Raw genomic sequence first — 16,801 nt, 5'->3', positions numbered from 1 at the left:
CGCGTAGTGAATCAAGCACCGGAGAACACACCGAAGTTGTACGCCATCAGTGATCTGCACGTGGCGTACGACGAGAACCGGAAGTTCCTCGAATCCCTGCGCCCGCAGAACGACGAGGACTGGCTGATCGTCGCCGGGGACACCGCCGAGCGCCTGGCCGACGTCGAATGGGCGCTGCGCACCCTCACCGACCGGTTCGCCAAAGTGGTGTGGACGCCGGGGAACCACGAGCTGTGGACGCACCCCAGCGACCCGGTCAAGCTGCGCGGCGAGGCCCGCTACCGCCATATCGTCGAACTCTGCCGCGAGTTGGGCGCCGCGACCCCCGAGGACCCCTACCCCGTGTGGCGCGGCGCCGGCGGCCCGGCCACGGTGGCCCCCCTCTTCCTCCTCTACGACTACACCTTCCGCCCCGAAGGCACCCACACCAAGGAAAAGGCCCTGGAGGCCGCCCATGCGGCGGGCGTCGTCTGCACCGACGAGGTGCTGCTGCACCCCGACCCCTACCTGGGCCTGGACGACTGGTGCCGCGCCCGCGTGGCGTACACCGAGGAGCGCCTGTCCCAGCGGACCCCCGGCCTCCCCACGGTCCTGATCAACCACTGGCCCCTGGTGCGCGACCCCACACGGATCCTGCACTACCCGGAGTTCGCCCTGTGGTGCGGCACCGAACTGACCGCGGACTGGCACGTGAAGTACGAGGCGGCCGCCGTGGTCTACGGCCACCTCCACATCCCCCGCACCACCTGGCACGACGGGGTCCGCTTCCAGGAGGTCTCGGTCGGCTACCCACGCGAATGGCGCCGCGACCGCCACCCGGCCCCGAGACTCCGCCAGATCCTGCCGGAGCCGGGCGACGGGGCGTGAGGGATGCGGGGCTCCTCGACGATGCGGGGCTCCTCAATCCTGCGCGCCTTCGGCCGCCGCCTCCATCTGGCGGTCGACGGCGCGGCCGAAGTCGCGGAGCCAGTCGGGGCGTACGGCTGCCATGCCGAAGCCCGTGGGGGTCTTGAGGGGGCCGTGGGAGAGGTCCTTCTCGCGGTAGCGGCGGCAGTCGCGGTGCCAGGTATAGATGCCCGCCATCCAGTTCTCCAGTTCGCGTACGTAGCCGTCCAGGATGTTCCGTGTTTCCTGGGGGAGGGCGAAGTCGTCGTAGAGGACCGGGAGTTCATGGGTCACCGTGTGCTGGAACTGGCTCAGGCGTGACTTCATCAAGTCGTCGATGATGCCCAGTGCCGTCGGATAGTCGCAGTCGAAGAAGTTCTGGACGACGAGGACGCCGTTGTGCACCTCGCCCTCGTACTCGATCTCCTTCTGGTACGAGAAGACGTCGTTCATCAGGGCGGAGTAGTCGCCGGCCGAGTTCTCCAGGCTCTGCATCGGGCCCGTGCGGTAGATCTCCTGCGGGACCTGCGGGCCGTTGCCCAGGCGGCACAGGCTCATCGTCAGGGGGCAGCCGAAGGTGAGGCGGCGCATCTCGATGTAGTCCACGGGGTCGGGGATACGATTCATCGCCTGGTTGTCCAGCTCCCAGAGCCAGCTTTCCGTCATGACCTCGATGGACGTGCGGAGCGTGCGGCGTGCCTCCTCGTCCATCGGCGCCGCCGTGCGTTGCCACAGGTCCGCCAGGCCCCGCTCCAGCGCGTTCGCCGGCACCGGCATGTCGGCGAAGTCCAGCGGCATGAAGAGGGAGAGCCGGTCGTTGCAGAGCTTCGCGCCCGCCAGGTCGCGGGGCCTGCCGAAGACCACCGGGAAGTAGTCGTCTCCGTACGTGCCCCAGGTCAGCCACTGCGAGCCCAGATCCAGGGCCTCCAGGTCCGCGTCCGGGTGGAGGCCCGCCGCGCAGAGCGGAAAGTCGTAGCCGTACAGCTTGTGCGCGTCCCAGATGTCCGAACTCGGCACTCCCAGCTGGGGTTCCAGCATCCCCATCCGCGACGCCCACTCCACACAGCGCGGGCGCGCCGCCTGAAGGTGGGGCGAAAGCGTTGTCTTGTAGGGGAGGTTGAAGTCCGGGAGGAGCGAGGGACCGACCCGTTGGAAGGGGACGTGCGTGTGGCCGCGCAGCCGTTCCGCGCCCGTGGCCGCCAGGAGCGCCTTGATCCCGGCGGCCGACGTGCCAAGGCCCGAAGGTCCTGCGAGCGGCGAGGACGCGGCGGCGGCCTTCTCGTTCATGTAGCGGCTGGAGACCATGTGCCACTCGTGCCCGCCGGACTGCCAGTCCTGCAGGCCCTTGGCGTACGCGAGGACGTCCGCGCACTCCTTCGCGGGGAGCCCGGTGGAGGCGAACAGCGGGGCCAGTTCGGTGAGCGTCGTGCTCTCGAACTGCTGCATCCGCGAGGTCAGGAGATCGTTCACCGCCTCCGCGGCCTCCTGCGTCGTACAGTTCAGGAACTTCTCGAGGACCAGGACGCCATTGGAGAGTTCGCCCTCGTCCTCGATCTCCCGCTGGTACGAGAACAGGTCGTTGCGCAGGTGGACGGCGTCGGAGAACGTCTCCTTGAGGACCCGCAGCGGCCTGGACTGCGCGACGGCCGGCGGCACTTCGGCACCCGTCGCGTACTCGATGAGCCCCGCCGACCAGGGCGCGCCGCCCACCTTGCGGCGCATCTCGATGTACTCGACGGGGTTCGCGATCCGCCCCTCGTTGATGTTCGAGAGCTCCCACAGGGACTCGTCAAGGAGGTTCTTCGTGCTCTCGGCGAACCGTTCCCGCCAGCCCTGCGACATGTGCGGCACCGTCCGCGCCCACAGGTCCGCGAGCCCCGCCTCGACCGGATTGGTCGGCTCCGGCACGGGCGTGGACAGATCCATGGGCATGAAGGCCCGAAGGCGGTCGAGATAGGCCTTGCCGCCCTCCCGGTCCTGGGTGCGTTTGAAGAGTTCGAGGAAGTGGTCGTCGAAGAAGAACACCCACACATACCAGTCGGTGACCAGCGACAGCGCGGGCCCGTCGCAATCGGGGTGGGTGTAGGCGCAGAGCAGCGGATAGTCGTGGGCGTCCAGATCGCCCTCCTCCCAGACACCCGAGCCCTCCAGCATCCCCATGTCGCGTGCCCACTTCTTGGAGTGCGCCTTCGCCTCTTCCACATGCGGGTTGAGGCGGGCGGGATGAACCATGTAGAAGCTGGGCAGGTCGAACGGCTGCGACATACGGTCGTTATCTCCTCGCTCGGCGGCGTATGGGCCATTCAGCACTACCCGTACGGCGCCGCACGATGCGACGGCCGCCGGGGCGTCACACCATCGCGTGATCCGTGGAACTCAAACCCAGTTCATGGAGCAGGTGGCGGTCTCGCCCGGTGTGCCGTCGGGGGCGACCGGGGTGAGCGTCAGCTCCGTGGCCGCCTCGTTCCCCTGCCGCCGCAGCGACTTCAGGTAGTACACCTCGTCGTAGATCCGCCCGAGCCACTCGTCGTCCCGGCGCAGGTCGTAGTACCAGACCTCTCCGGGGTCCGCGATGCGCCAGGAGGGGAATACCTCGGCTGTGTCGCCAGCTGCGTACGCCGTGTCGATCTGGAAGTCCTCGGGGCGGCCCGGTGGTACGAACACCTCCTGCCTCAGGGCGAGTTCACCGAGGTGAACCTCAGATGCCGTACGCACGGCAAGGGCCGCGATCGTGCGGCCGCGGAACCCCGCGAGGGGGTGGGTGGACGTGTGCCATCCGGTTTCGGTGCCGGGGCCCGCCCCCGCCCGCAGCCAAACGAATTTCCCCGGATCGTCGGCGAAGAGCAGCCCAACCTCCAGGGCGCCCCCGGCCCCCGCGTACGTGACCGAGACCCTCTCCGCGCCCGTGCGCACCGCCAGCTCCGTCTTGTAGAGGCGGACCTTCGCGCCGCCCGGCAGGCGCAGCGAGCAGCCGCCGTCGTACGCCCGCGTGTAGTCGAAGTCCGGCGGCGCGTCCCCGCCCTCCTCCGACCAGAACTGCCAGGTGGGCAGGACGTCTTGGACCGACGCGTTGTACCAGTCCGCGTCGCTCGCCCGGCGCCCCGCCAGGAAGAAGCCGCGGCCGTGGCCGGTGTTGAAGCGGGTGACGAAGGGGAAGGCGCCGATCACCGATCGCTCGGTGACGTAGTGCGCCACGCCGTCCCACTTGAGGTGGTTGTCCGGCTCGGGAGCGCCGGGCTCGTGGGTCAGGGCGCGCCCGGTCCGCGTGGGGTCGCAGGACGGGCCCGACCAGTAGCGGCGCTCCCGCTCGAAGACGGCGTCCTGTGCGTCCGGGTCCTCGTGCCCGGGATGCAGCTCCCACACGAAGTGCGAGCCGAAAAGGGCCCAACTGGTCCTGGCCGGGCGGTCCTCGGGGAAGACGAGGCGCGGGTCGTACTCCGGATCGAAGCCGAACTGCTCGTTCTCCGTGCCGTGGAAGACCGCCTCGTACGGGTCGCGGCCGAGCCGCAGCGCCGTGGCCCGGGAGGTCTCGACGCCGGCCTCGGTCATCCAGTAGTTGGCGAAGAAGCTGTCGGCGCCCGCCGCCAGCCAGGGGGCGTTCTCCTCGTTCAGGTGGTTCAGGTAGTCGAGCCCGCCGCCGGGCCGGATCGTGTCGTACCACTGGATGTGGAAACCCTCCGGAGCCCTGGACCGCAGATATCCAAGGAGCTCGCGCAGCCGTTTCGCCTCGTCCGGCGGGGTCTCGGCCTCGTGATTGATGAAATAGCCGTCGAATCCGAAGTAGGCGGCCATCTCGATCATTTTGTCCGCCACCGGGTACGTGCCGTCAGGGCGCCGCTCGAGATACGCGGCGAACTCGCCCGGCCGCGGCCAGAACCAGCAGCCGAGGCTTCTGACGCCATTGCGGTGCGCCGCGTCCGTGTAGGCGGGATTGGGCGGGTTGATCAGGCCGTGGACCGGTTCGGCCACCGGTGATCCGTCTACGGGCAGACCGTGCCAGGAGCCGTAGAAGTCCGTGTACTGCCAGAAGCGGAGCAGCCGCCGGGCGAAGGAGTCGTCGTACTTCCGGGCGGTGAAGAACGCCCCGTCGTAGTCGTTGCACAGGTTCATCACCTGGGCGCCGGTGGGGAGTCCGGGCCGGCCCTGGGTGGCGGGGAACGGCGCGATGCGGGGCGCGAGCGGAACACGTGAGCGGAAGTAGCGGGCCCAACGGTCGGACCGCGGGCTCCAGTTCTTCAGCGCCTCGGCGTCGTAGCCGTGCATGAAGGGCTGGTGGCCTGGTTCTGGGCTCATCCGGGTGAGAGTGAAGCAGAAACACGGCCTCGTCAATACCCGTAACGGCACCGGAATTTGTATTCTCACGCCCCCTTGTCGCGGGCATCTTTAGCGCTTTAGCCTGCTCGCCCTCAAGCGCTTTAGCCAGGCGTCGTTCCATCAACGGTCCATCAACGGCCAGTCAGTGGTCAGCCAACGGTCGGTCAACGCGAGGGGAGGTCACGCATGCGTCGCACTCCGGCACGGCGCCCCACCATCAAGGACATCGCCGTGCGGGCCGGTGTCTCGGAGAGCGCCGTCTCCTTCGCGCTCAACGGGCGGCCCGGAGTCTCCGAGTCCACCCGCGACCGCGTCCGCAGCGTCGCCGAAGAGCTCGGCTGGCGGCCGAGCGCCGCCGCGCGGGCCCTCTCCGGCGAAGGCTCGGGCACGGTCGGGCTCGTCCTGGCCAGACCGGCGCGGACGCTGGGCGTCGAGTCGTTCTTCCTCCAGCTCGTCTCCGGCATCCAGGAGGTGCTCTCGCGCCGCAGGCTCGGGCTGCTCTTCCAGGTCGTCGAGGACATCGACGCGGAGTGCGCGGTCTACCGCCGCTGGTGGGCCGAGCGCCGGGTCGACGGCATGCTCGTCGTCGACCCGCGCGGCACGGACCCACGGCTCCCGCTCCTCGACGAACTGGGACTGCCCGCCGTCGTCGTGGGCACCCTGCCGGAGCCGCACACCGACTACCCCGGCATCTCCAACCTCTGGGCCGACGACGCCCTCGCCATGGCCTCCATCGTCGACCACCTCTACGTGCTCGGCCACCGCCGCATCGCGCACATCGCCGGGCTCCCCGAACTCACCCACACCCGGCGCCGCATCCGCTCCCTGCGGGCCGAGGCCGACCGGCGCGGCCTGAGCGACGTGCACTCGCTCACCACGGACTACTCCGACGCCCAGGGGGCCGAGGCCACCCGCCGGGTCCTGGCGGGGGAGCGGCGGCCCACCGCGATCGTGTACGACAACGACGTCCTGGCCGTCGCCGGTCTCGGTGTCGCCGCCGAGCACGGCATCTCCGTACCCGCGGAGCTTGCGATCGTCGCCTGGGACGACTCCGTCCTCACCCGCTCGACCCACCCCGCGCTCACCGCCCTGGTCCGCGACACCGCCGTCTACGGCGGGCACGCGGCCGAGCAGCTGATCGCCCTCCTCGACGGCGGCCCCGCCGTCCGCGTCCAGGACCAGCTCCCGCACCTGGAGGCGCGCGGCAGCACCGCCGCCCGCGCCGCCCCCTGAGCACCGCTCCCCACATGCACGTCCCCGCCTTGAGACAACGTTGCCAACCCGGAGGTATCAACCCGCCATGAAGTGGACCAGACTGGGCGTCACGGGCGTGGCCGCTCTCGCGCTCGCCGTCACCGCAGGCTGTTCGGCGACCCCCACCGCCTCCGGCGGCAGGGGCACGGACTCGCTGACCGTGAACATGGGCTTCTCCGGCAACACCATCGCCCGCAACTTCAGCCCGTTCTCGGTGAAGGCGAGCCAGGGCACCTTCGGCTTCCAGTACGAGCCGCTGTTCTCCTTCAACAACCTCCAGGGCGGCAAGTTCGTCCCCTGGCTCGCCACCAAGTACGCCTGGTCCGACGGCGGCAAGAAGATCACCATCGATCTGGACAAGCGCGCCAACTGGAGCGACGGCACCAGGCTGACCGCCAAGGACGTCATCTTCGCCTTGGAGTACGTCACCAAGCAGGACCTGCCGGTGGACTGGCGGTTCGAGTACGAGAAGGCGACCGCGACCGACGACCACACCGTGGTCATCACCTTCGACACCCCCGGCTACGCCCGCCTGCGCAACATCGGCTCCATCCGCCCCGTCCCCGCCAAGATCTGGAAGGGCAAGGACGGCAAGACCTTCACCAACCCCGACCCGGTGGCCAGCGGCCCGTACAAGCTCAAGCGGTACGCGGCCCAGCAGCTCACCTTCGAGGCCAGGGACGACTACTGGAAGCAGAAGGTGCCGGTGAAGACCCTCAAGGCGCCGGTCGTCTCCTCGTCGTCCGAGATAGGAAAGCTGCTCAGCGGCGAGGTCGAGTGGAGCGGCGGCGCCGTGCCCGACGTGAAGAAGAGCTACGTCGACAAGGACCCGAAGAACCACCACGCCTGGTACCCCACCTACGGCGGCACCTACATGTTCTTCAACCACAAGAAGGCGCCGTTCAAGAACGTCCACGTCCGCAAGGGCCTCTCCCTCGCCGTCGACCGCTCCGAGCTCGCCGACCTCGGCAACCCGGGCATGCTCAAGCCGCTCAACCTCACCGGACTCGACACCCGGACGCAGGGCAAATGGATCGACGGAAAGTATCAGGACGCCGATCAACCCAAGCCCGAACTGGCCGAAGCCGAAAAGGAGTTCGCCAAGGCCGGATACGAGATGAAGGACGGGAAGCTCGTCGGCAAGGACGGCAAGCAGCTCAGCTTCACGATCCTCGAAGTGACCGAGTTCGCCGACTCCATCCAGCGCGACAAGGTCCTCGCCCAGCAGCTGAAGAAGGCCGGCGTCAAGGTCGAGGTCCAGCCCATGCCGAGCGCCCAGCTCGACACGGCACGCCAGCAGGCCAAGTTCGACGTCCTGGTCGGCGGCGCCGTCTTCTACAACACGCCGTACAACTTCTACCGGGACATGCTGCACAGCGACAACGCCGGCATCTGGACCAACTACGGCCACTACAAGAGCGCGAAGGCCGACGGCATCCTCAAGGAGATGGAGCGCGCGGGCGACGACGCGACCATCAAGAAGCTCTCCGCGAAGCTGGAGAAGCTGATGATCGACGAGGTGCCCGCGGCCCCGCTCATCACCAACGGCGCCTCCGCCCAGTACAACAGCAAGAACTGGACCGGCTGGCCCGACGAGAAGAACCCCTACGCCATCCCCGCGCCCTGGGCGGGCCCCACCGACATGGTGCAGACGATCCTGTCCCTCCGCCCCGCGAAGGCGGGCTAGGCGCATGACGGCCCCCTCCGAAACGGTGGCTGTCGTCGCGGCAGGCGACCGCCCGAAGGAACGGCCGGCACGCCGGCTCAGGCTCGGCGCGGGCCGCTACTTCGTACAGCGCCTCGGCTTCTATCTGGCCGCCGCCTGGATCGCCATCACGCTCAACTTCCTGCTGCCCAGGCTGATGCCGGGCGACCCGGCGTCCGCGCTCATCGCGCAGATGCAGGGCCGCTCGGCGCTCTCCGGCGAACAGATCGCCAGCATCTACCGGCTGTTCGGCGATCCGGGCGAACCGCTGTGGAGCCAGTACGTCACCTACCTCGGGCAGGTCGCACACCTCGACTTCGGGCTCTCGGTGGCGTTCTTCCCGACGCCGGTGTGGGACGTCATCAGCGCGGGCCTGCCGTGGACGATCGGGCTCGTCGGTGTCACCGCCGTGCTGTCCTTCGTCATCGGCACGGCGGGCGGCATCATGGCGGGCGGCCGCGCGGGCTCACGCGTCGACTCGGTGGCGACGCCGGGCGCGATGTTCCTCAACGCGCTTCCCACCTTCTGGATCGCGCTGCTCTTCGTCCTCGTCTTCGGCTTCCAGCTGGCCTGGCTGCCGACGGGCGGCGCGTACGACGGTGATCTGACGCCGGGCCTCAGCACGGAATTCATCGGCAGCGTCATCAGCCATGCCGCGCTGCCCGCACTCACCATCGCGCTCGGCTGGTCGGCCACCTGGTACATCGGCATGCGGAACATGATGATCACGACGGTCTCCGAGGATTACGTCCTCCTGGCGCGCGCCAAGGGTCTCGGCAAGAGCCGGGTGATGTTCCGGTACGCGGCCCGCAACGCGATCCTGCCGAGCGTCGCCGGGTTCGCCATCAACATCGGCAACGTGGTCGGCGGACAGCTCCTGGTGGAGGCCGTCTTCGCGTATCCCGGCGTCGGCTATCTGCTGTACCAGTCCGTCGCCAGCGTCGACTACCCGCTGATGCAGGCGCTGTTCCTGATGGTCTCGCTGTCGGTTCTCGCCGCGAACTTCCTCGCCGACTCCGTGTACGGCCTGATCGACCCACGGGCCAGGGAGGGCCGCGCATGAACCTCAGCCTCAGGAGCTTCAAGGGACGGCTGCCGGAGAACCGCAAAGTGTGGCTTCCCGAGAACCGCAAGGTGCGGGCCGGGATCGCGATCCTGGTGTTCTTCGCGCTGTTCGCCCTGGCCGGACCCTTCATCGTGGAGGACGTCTTCGGGCTCTCCGCCACCGCCATCCACACCGCCGACGGCATGCAACCACCGTCCGGATCCCATCTGTTGGGGACGACGGCCACCGGCGAGGACGTCCTGGCCCAGCTCGTCGTCGGCAGCCGCGTCTCGCTCCTGGTGGGCCTGGTCGCCGCCGTCATCTCGACCACCCTGTCGGTGCTCGTCGGCGTCGCCGGCGGCTATCTGGGCGGCACCGCGGACGCGCTGCTCACCGCCGGCACGAACATCGCCCTCGTCATTCCCAGCCTGCCCCTGCTGATCATCGTCGCGAGTTACGTCAAAGGGCGCGGCGGCTGGCTGACGGTGGCCCTCATCATCGGCCTGACGTCCTGGCCGTGGGGCGCCCGCGGCAAACGCGCGCAGACGCTCTCGCTGCGGCGAAGGGACTTCGTCACGGCCGCCGAGATGACCGGCGAGAGCCGCTGGTGGATCATCACCCGCGAGCTGATCCCCAGCATGGCGCCGCTCATCTCGGCGAGCTTCCTGTCCGCCGTGGTCCTCTCGATGTTCGCCGACGCCGGGCTGTCCTTCATCGGCCTCGGCAACATCAACCTCACCAGCTGGGGCTCGATGCTCTATTGGGCGCAGAACGCCTCGGCCCTTGCACGCGGCGCCTGGTGGTGGTTCATCCCGCCGGGCGCGTGCATCGCCGTCATCGGCGTCGCGGCGGGCCTCATCAACTTCGGCATCGACGAGATCGCCAACCCCCGCCTTCGCAGGCCGGGCCGGGCCGTGCGCCGCCGGGCGGCGGCCGCGGCCCTGCGCACCACCGAGGAGGCACGATGAGCGACACCACCGAGGTGCTGCTGCGGGCGCGCGGACTGCGCGTCGACTACTTCGACCGGGCCGAACCCGTCCACGCCGTACGCGACGTCGACCTCACCCTGTACCGCGGGGAGACCCTGGGGATCGTAGGAGAGAGCGGCTGCGGCAAGTCGACGCTGGTCACGGCCCTCACCCGGCTCGAGCGGCCGCCCGCCGTCACCACGGCGGGCACGGTCCACCTCCACGGCGAAGGGCCGCCGGTCGACCTCCTCAAGCTCACCGAACGTGAGCTGCGCGCCCTGCGCTGGGAGCGCGTCGCGATCGTCTTCCAGAGCGCCATGAACGCGCTCAACCCGGTGCACCGGATCGGCGCACAGTTCGCCGACGTACTGCGGCTGCACCGCGGCCTGTCGCGGGATGCCGCCTGGCGGCGTGCGGGTGAGCTGCTCGGCATGGTCGGCATCCCGGCCGACCGGGTGCGCGCCTACCCCCATGAACTGTCCGGCGGCATGCGGCAGCGCGCCACCATCGCGCTCGCGCTCGCCTGCGAACCGGACCTCGTGGTGATGGACGAGCCGACGACCGCGGTGGACGTGGTCATGCAGCGCCAGATCCTGCGCCAAGTGGCGCGTCTGAAGCGCGAGTTGGGGTTCTCCGTCATCTTCATCACGCACGACCTGTCGCTGCTCATCGAGATCGCCGACCGGATCGCCGTCATGTACGCGGGCCGGGTCGTCGAGACAGGCCCCGCCCGACAGCTGTACACCGACCCCCGACACCCCTACACGGCCGCACTGCGCGGCGCCTTCCCTCCGCTGCACGGACCGCGCCGCGAGATCACCGGCATCCCCGGCTCCCCGCCGGGCCTGCGGCACCCGCCGGCGGGCTGCCCCTTCCATCCGCGCTGCGCGAAGCGGTTCGACCCCTGCGACGAACGAGTGCCCGAGCTGCGCGCCACGGCGGGCGGCGAGGTGGCCTGCCATCTCCACGGCGGACTTCAGGAGCAGCAGCACGAGCCGAGGAGCACCAATGTCCCTGGGTGAACCGACACTTGAACCGGTACTTGAACCGAAATCTGAACCGGTACTTGAGGCCCGCGAGGTCACCAAGCGCTTCCCGCTGCACGGCCCCGGGCAGCACGGCAAGGTCGTACGCGCCGTCGAACCCACCACCCTCGCCCTGCACCAGGGCCGTATCACCGCGCTCGTCGGCGAGAGCGGCAGCGGCAAGTCGACCCTTGCCCGGCTGCTCGCGCTCGGCTACCCGCCCACCGAGGGCGAGATCCGCCTCGACGGAGCGCCCGTCGTGGCGGCCCGCTCGGCCAAGGGCAAACGGGCGTACTACCGCCAGGTGCAGATGGTCTTCCAGGACCCCTTCTCCTCGCTGAGCCCCGTGCACCGCCTTCGCTACATCCTCGGCCGGCCGCTGCGTCTTCACGGCCACGTACGGGGCCGGGCGGAGACGGAAAAGGCGGTCGTCGAACTCCTGGAGCGGGTCAACCTCACCCCCGCCGACCAGTTCATCGACAAGTTCCCGCACGAACTCTCCGGCGGCCAGCGCCAGCGCGTCGCCATCGCCCGCGCGCTCGCCGCACGCCCCAAGGTGCTGCTCGGCGACGAACCGGTGTCGATGCTCGACGTCTCCATCCGCCTCGACATCCTCAACCTCCTCGGCAAGCTCCGCGACGACGAGGGCCTCGCGATCCTCTACATCACCCACGACATCGCGAGCGCCCGCTACTTCGCCGACGAGATCAAGGTCCTCTACGCGGGCCAGCTCGTCGAGTCGGGTCCGGGCGACGCGCTGGTGGAGCATCCCCGACACCCGTACACCCGGCTCCTGTTGGAGTCCGCCCCCGACCCAGACCGGGGCGGACTGCTCGACGAACCGGACGTGATGGACGACGAGGAGACCCTCGGCGAGCCGCCCAGCCTCGTCGACCCGCCGACCGGCTGCCGCTTCCACCCGCGCTGCCCCATCGCCCGACCGGTCTGCGCCACCGCCTTCCCGCCGCGCACCCACTTCGACGACGGGCAGTGGGCCCACTGCTGGAGCTACGACACGCGTTACGACGACCGCCCAGACGAGGAGAACTGCCAGTGATTCAGCCGTGGTTCACCGATGCCAAGCTCGGCATCTTCCTCCACTGGGGCATCTACAGCGTGGACGGAGTCGCCGAGTCCTGGTCCTTCTTCCACGACCAGGTGCCCTACGACCGCTACATGGCGCAGCTCGAAGGCTTCACCGCCGCCGCGTACGACCCCGAGGCCTGGGCGGACCTGTTCGTCCGCGCGGGCGCCCGCTACGCCGTCCTCACCGCCAAGCACCACGACGGGGTCGCCCTGTGGGACACCGCGGCCAACGATCTGTCCGTCGTCAAACGCACCCCCGCGGGCCGCGACCTCATCACCCCGTACGTCGCCGCCCTGCGCGCCCGCGGCATCAAAGTCGGCCTGTACTACTCGCACTTGGACTGGTCCCACCCCGACTACGCCACCGTGCGCCCCGAAGGACAGGACCCCGCCGAGCGCGGCAACCGCTACTCGATGCCCGCCGCCGGCGAGGAGTCCGGGCAGCGGTGGGCGGACTTCCTCGCCTTCCACCGCGCACAGGTACGGGAGCTGCTCGAACGGTTCGAGCCCGACCTGCTCTGGTTCGACGGGGAGTGGGAACGCAGCCCCGAGCAGTGGCGGATGGCGGAACTCGCCGAGGAGATCCGCGCGCTGTCCCCGCGCACGGTTGTCAACGGCCGCCTCACCGGGCACGGCGACTACGCCACGCCCGAGCAGGGCGTGCCCATCGAACCGCCGTCCCAGCCATGGGAGTTGTGCCTCACCGTCAACGACTCCTGGGGCTACCAGCCGCAGGACGACCACCACAAGTCGCCCCGGCAGCTGGTCCGCATCTTCGCGGAGGCCATCGGAGGCGGCGGCAACCTCCTCCTCGACGTCGGCCCGAAAGAGGACGGCACGCTCCTTCCCGAGCAGACCGAGCGCCTCGAAGCGCTGGGGGAGTGGATCTCCCGGCACACCGACGCCGTGTACGGCACGGTGCGTGGCCTTCCGCACGGCCACTTCTACGGACCGTCGACGCTCTCGGCCGACCGCCGCACCCTGTATCTCTTCCTCTTCGACCGGCCCAACGAGTACGTGGTCCTGCGCGGCGTACGCAGCGCCGTGACGTCCGCACGCGTACTGGGCAAGGGAGTCGAGGCCCGCCACGAGCGGGTCGGCGGCCTCGGCGACGTACCCGGCTGGGAGTACGTCCATGTGAGCGACGAGCAGCTCGATCCCCTCTGCACCGTGCTCGCCCTCGAACTCGACGGCGAGCTGGATCTGTACCGCGCCTGAGCGCTCCGCTGGTTAGGCGGTTCATCACTGCGGGCCGGTGGGGGCTGGTCGCGCCCCGCGGCGGAGCCGCAGATCGATACAGCCCCGCGCCCCTTACGGGGCGCCCCCCTTGATCCCACCCGCACCCCCATCCCGAAGTTCGGAGGCCTTATGCCCCGCACCACACGCTCTCTCAGACCGCGGACGGCGCTTCTCGCGCTTGCCGTCCTCGCCGTTCCCCTCGCCCCGGCGGCGGCGGCCGCCGCGCCGCCGTCCCCCCAGTCCGCTGAGGAGGAAGCCGTGTCCGGCCGGCTCCCCGTCGTGTCCCCGACCCCGCAGCACATGGCCCGTGCGGGCGACGACGTGCCGCTCGCAGGGCGTGCCGAACTCGTCGTCGGCGACGACACGGACAAGGCCGCCGAGGGCCGCGTCACCGAGATCCTGCGCGCCCATGGGGTGGGCGACATCGACGTACGTACGAAGGCGTCGGGCAGTGCCCCGCTGACCCTGCTCCTCGGCCCCGCGGCCCGTCCCGACATCGCGAAGGCGCTCGGCGCGACCAAGGTGCCGGAGCAGGACGAGGGCTACGCGCTGCGGGCCGGGCACCGCACCGTCGCGCTCGGCGGCACGGACGCGACCGGGCAGTTCTACGCGGCGCAGACGCTCGGTCAGCTCATATCGAGAGGACGGATCGCCGGGGCTGAGATCTCGGACTTCCCGTCCATGGCGCTGCGCGGCAGCATCGAAGGGTTCTACGGCCCGCCCTGGACGGAGGCCGAACGCCTCGACCAGATGGACTTCCTGGGCGACACCAAGGCCAACACCTATGTGTACGCGCCCAAGGACGATCCCTACCACCGCGAGAAGTGGCGCGATCCCTACCCGGCGGACAAGCTCGCCGAGCTGGGCAAGCTCGTCGACCGCGCGACCGCCAACCACGTCCGCTTCACCTTCGCGGTCTCGCCCGGCGGGTCCATCTGCTACTCGGACCCGGCGGACGTCAAGGCGCTGACCGCGAAGCTCCAGGCGCTGTACGACCTGGGCGTGCGGTCCTTCTCGGTTCCGCTGGACGACATCAGCTACACCAAGTGGAACTGCGAGGGCGACAGGGCGAAGTTCGGTTCGCCGGGCCGTGGCCCCGCGGCCAAGGCACAGGTGGGTCTCCTCAACACCATCCAGCGGGACTTCATCGCGCAGAAGGAGGGCGCCAATCCGCTGCAGATGGTGCCCACCGAGTACGGCGACCTGACGGACACCGCGTACAAGCAGACGATGCGGGCCGAGCTGGATGGCGCGGTGGAGGTGATGTGGACCGGGACGGACGTCGTCCCGCCCGAGATCACCAACGCACAGGCGGAGAAGGCCGCCGAGCTTTTCGGGCGGAAGGTGTTCGTCTGGGACAACTACCCGGTCAATGACTTCGCGCGCACGGCGGGGCGGCTGCTGCTGGCTCCTTACGACAAGCGGGAGGCGGGCCTTTCGGGGCACCTGAGCGGCATCGTCTCCAACCCGATGAACCAGGAGGCGGCGAGCAAGCTGGCCGTCTTCACCATGAACGACTTCTCCTGGAACGACCGGGGGTACGAGCGGGCGCGGTCGGCGCGGCAGGCTGCGTTGTATCTCGCCGGGGGCGATGAGCGGATCGCCGACGCGGTGCAGACGTTCGTGGATCTCAACCATGCGGCGCCGACGTTCGGTGAGTCGAACTGGCAGCCGCAGTCGCCCGTGCTCGGGCCGAAGCTGGATGCCTTTTGGAAGCGGTACGAGAGTGACTCCTCCGGGGCGGTACGGGAACTGCGCCCCACGGCTCGGGAGATCGAGCGGGTCCCCGCGGTGCTGCGGGACGGTCTGCCGGACCCGCTGTTCCTCCACGATGCGAAGCAGTGGCTGGACGCCACGGAGCTGTGGGGTGCCGCCTTGCGGCATGGGCTCGCGGCGCTGACCGCGGAGCAGTCGGGCGACGCGGACGCCGCGGCGAAGTCGCTCGCCGCGATGGAGGAGGCCGCCGGGCGGGCCTCCTCGATCCAGGTGGACCCGGCGGAGCATCACCAGCATGGGCCGGTGAAGATTGCGGATCCGTTCCTGGATGAGTTCGTGGAGGGGGTGCGGGAGAGGGTCTAGCCCTGTGGTCCGCCGCGGGCCGGTGGGGGGCTTCCCTGTCCCGCCGCTCCGCGACGGATCTTTCCCACCCACCCGATTACCCGGCTGTCCCTGTTGTGGGCAGGCGTTCCGCACGGCGGAACGGGTGGGCACAACGCTCGCTGCCGGGTGCCGATGGACGGGGCGTCGGGCTCGGGGCAGAGGCGTGGCGGTGCGGTAACTGATACGTCAGTCAGTAGCGCAACGGCAGGGTATAGACAACCACAGGCCCACCAAGATTGCGGTCAGCGCAACGCGAAGGTACCGTGCCCGGCATGCAGCAAGACCCCGAGGTGGCGGACCGCGTCCGCAAGGTCATCGCCGACGCCGGCACGACCCAGCGCGAATTCGCCCGCCGCATCGTGATGGACCCCTCAAAGCTCTCCCGCTCCCTCGGCGGCACCCGCCGCTTCACCGCCGCCGAACTCGCCCGCATCGCGGACACCGGTGGCGTCGACGCGGGCTGGCTCCTGGGTGCCGGCGCCCAGACGGCACCGCCCCCGGCGAAGCGCGAGCGCACCACCGCCCCCGAAGGCGGCCGCCCTCTCCAGATAGTCCGGGAGACGGTGCGGCTCGTCGCCGAGCGGGGATTCCACGCCGTCCGCGTGGCCGACATCGCCGAGGCCTGCGCCACCAGCACCGCCGCCATCCACTACCACTTCCCCGGCCGCGACGACCTCCTCGAAGCCGCCGTCCGCTGGTGCATGGACGAGGACACCGCCCGCCGCGCGGCCCGCGTCGCGGACGCCGCCGACGCCGCCGACGAACTGCGCCAGCTGATCGAACTGCAGATCCCCCGCACCCCGCAGCAGCGCTGGCAGTGGGGCGTCTGGCTCGACCTGTGGGCCGAGGCCGCCCGCTCGACCGCCGTCGGCCGGCTGCACGCCGACTACTACCGGCAGTGGCGCGCCACCGTCGCCGATGTCATCCGCCGCGGCGTCGACCAGGGCGTGTTCCGCCCCGTCGACCCGCACTCGGCGGCGCTCAGACTCACCGCCCTGATCGACGGCCTGGCGACACAAGTCCTCGCCTCGAATCCCGCCGGCGACGGCACGTCCCCCGACGACATGCACGAGGCGCTTCTCGTGTACGTCGAGTCGACGCTCACCGCGCCCCGCCCGCGGAACTGACCGCGCGCGGCTTCACCAACGTACGCATCAAAGAAGACGAACACCGGCCACAA

At 69.8% G+C, this 16,801-nt stretch carries 12 protein-coding genes; 10 read left to right on the top strand and 2 right to left on the bottom strand.

Translation table 11 applies throughout. The features are described 5' to 3' along the window. The first annotated feature begins 6 nt into the window (after nt 1–6). Entirely contained in the window at nt 7–867 is an 861-nt protein-coding gene (locus AB0G47_RS04650) for a metallophosphoesterase (protein WP_360764050.1), read from the top strand. A gap of 33 nt (nt 868–900) precedes the next feature. On the opposite strand, the gene AB0G47_RS04645 is transcribed toward AB0G47_RS04650, so the two are convergent. Beyond that, entirely contained in the window at nt 901–3,150 is a 2,250-nt protein-coding gene (locus tag AB0G47_RS04645) for a terpene synthase family protein (protein ID WP_360764048.1), read from the bottom strand. A 111-nt stretch (nt 3,151–3,261) separates the two neighbouring features. Further along, nucleotides 3,262–5,178, bottom strand: a complete 1,917-nt coding sequence (locus AB0G47_RS04640) for a hypothetical protein (RefSeq protein ID WP_360764046.1) — start codon at nt 5,176–5,178, stop codon at nt 3,262–3,264. A 207-nt stretch (nt 5,179–5,385) separates the two neighbouring features. Here AB0G47_RS04640 and AB0G47_RS04635 point away from each other — a divergent pair, with 207 nt between their 5' ends. The 9 genes from AB0G47_RS04635 to AB0G47_RS04595 all read left to right on the top strand — a co-directional run bounded on the left by AB0G47_RS04635 (nt 5,386) and on the right by AB0G47_RS04595 (nt 16,748). After that, nucleotides 5,386–6,432 carry a LacI family DNA-binding transcriptional regulator gene (locus AB0G47_RS04635; protein ID WP_360764044.1) on the top strand — a complete coding sequence of 349 codons (1,047 nt, stop codon included), beginning with the start codon at nt 5,386–5,388 and terminating at the stop codon, nt 6,430–6,432. A 67-nt stretch (nt 6,433–6,499) separates the two neighbouring features. Next, complete coding sequence (locus tag AB0G47_RS04630; RefSeq protein ID WP_360764043.1) at nt 6,500–8,140, top strand: ABC transporter substrate-binding protein; 1,641 nt, start codon at nt 6,500–6,502, stop codon at nt 8,138–8,140. Between the two features lie 4 nt (nt 8,141–8,144). Next, nucleotides 8,145–9,221, top strand: coding sequence for an ABC transporter permease (locus tag AB0G47_RS04625; protein WP_360764041.1), 1,077 nt, complete (start codon nt 8,145–8,147; stop codon nt 9,219–9,221). Next, entirely contained in the window at nt 9,218–10,171 is a 954-nt protein-coding gene (locus AB0G47_RS04620; protein ID WP_360764039.1) for an ABC transporter permease, read from the top strand. The genes AB0G47_RS04625 and AB0G47_RS04620 overlap by 4 nt, the downstream gene beginning before the upstream one ends. Then, on the top strand, nt 10,168–11,193 hold the full coding sequence (locus AB0G47_RS04615) for an ABC transporter ATP-binding protein (RefSeq protein ID WP_360764037.1): 1,026 nt from the start codon (nt 10,168–10,170) through the stop codon (nt 11,191–11,193). The genes AB0G47_RS04620 and AB0G47_RS04615 overlap by 4 nt, the downstream gene beginning before the upstream one ends. Then, entirely contained in the window at nt 11,180–12,253 is a 1,074-nt protein-coding gene (locus AB0G47_RS04610) for an ABC transporter ATP-binding protein (RefSeq protein WP_360764035.1), read from the top strand. Before AB0G47_RS04615 ends, AB0G47_RS04610 begins: the two co-directional genes overlap by 14 nt. Continuing rightward, nucleotides 12,244–13,500, top strand: coding sequence for an alpha-L-fucosidase (locus AB0G47_RS04605; RefSeq protein ID WP_360765086.1), 1,257 nt, complete (start codon nt 12,244–12,246; stop codon nt 13,498–13,500). Before AB0G47_RS04610 ends, AB0G47_RS04605 begins: the two co-directional genes overlap by 10 nt. Before the next feature lie 150 nt (nt 13,501–13,650). Next, nucleotides 13,651–15,600 (top strand): beta-N-acetylglucosaminidase domain-containing protein, encoded by a 1,950-nt coding sequence (locus tag AB0G47_RS04600; RefSeq protein WP_360764033.1) that lies wholly within the window; start codon nt 13,651–13,653, stop codon nt 15,598–15,600. Nucleotides 15,601–15,893: 293 nt separating this feature from the next. Next, on the top strand, nt 15,894–16,748 hold the full coding sequence (locus tag AB0G47_RS04595) for a TetR/AcrR family transcriptional regulator (RefSeq protein ID WP_360764031.1): 855 nt from the start codon (nt 15,894–15,896) through the stop codon (nt 16,746–16,748). The last annotated feature ends 53 nt before the right edge of the window (nt 16,749–16,801 follow it).

Origin of the sequence: Streptomyces sp. NPDC021622 (assembly GCF_040640795.1) — a bacterium.
In the GTDB taxonomy this organism is placed as follows: Bacteria; Actinomycetota; Actinomycetes; order Streptomycetales; family Streptomycetaceae; genus Streptomyces.
The sequence above is the reverse complement of the archived record's forward strand: the minus strand, read 5'-3'. Positions and strand labels throughout refer to the sequence as shown.

Coding starts and splice junctions, on each gene's coding strand:
- AB0G47_RS04645 (WP_360764048.1), bottom strand. CDS start 3,150: ATGTCGCAGCCGTTCGACCTGCCCAGCTTCTACATGGTTCATCCCGCC.
- AB0G47_RS04640 (WP_360764046.1), bottom strand. CDS start 5,178: ATGAGCCCAGAACCAGGCCACCAGCCCTTCATGCACGGCTACGACGCC.
- AB0G47_RS04635 (WP_360764044.1), top strand. CDS start 5,386: ATGCGTCGCACTCCGGCACGGCGCCCCACCATCAAGGACATCGCCGTG.
- AB0G47_RS04630 (WP_360764043.1), top strand. CDS start 6,500: ATGAAGTGGACCAGACTGGGCGTCACGGGCGTGGCCGCTCTCGCGCTC.
- AB0G47_RS04625 (WP_360764041.1), top strand. CDS start 8,145: ATGACGGCCCCCTCCGAAACGGTGGCTGTCGTCGCGGCAGGCGACCGC.
- AB0G47_RS04620 (WP_360764039.1), top strand. CDS start 9,218: ATGAACCTCAGCCTCAGGAGCTTCAAGGGACGGCTGCCGGAGAACCGC.
- AB0G47_RS04615 (WP_360764037.1), top strand. CDS start 10,168: ATGAGCGACACCACCGAGGTGCTGCTGCGGGCGCGCGGACTGCGCGTC.
- AB0G47_RS04610 (WP_360764035.1), top strand. CDS start 11,180: ATGTCCCTGGGTGAACCGACACTTGAACCGGTACTTGAACCGAAATCT.
- AB0G47_RS04600 (WP_360764033.1), top strand. CDS start 13,651: ATGCCCCGCACCACACGCTCTCTCAGACCGCGGACGGCGCTTCTCGCG.
- AB0G47_RS04595 (WP_360764031.1), top strand. CDS start 15,894: ATGCAGCAAGACCCCGAGGTGGCGGACCGCGTCCGCAAGGTCATCGCC.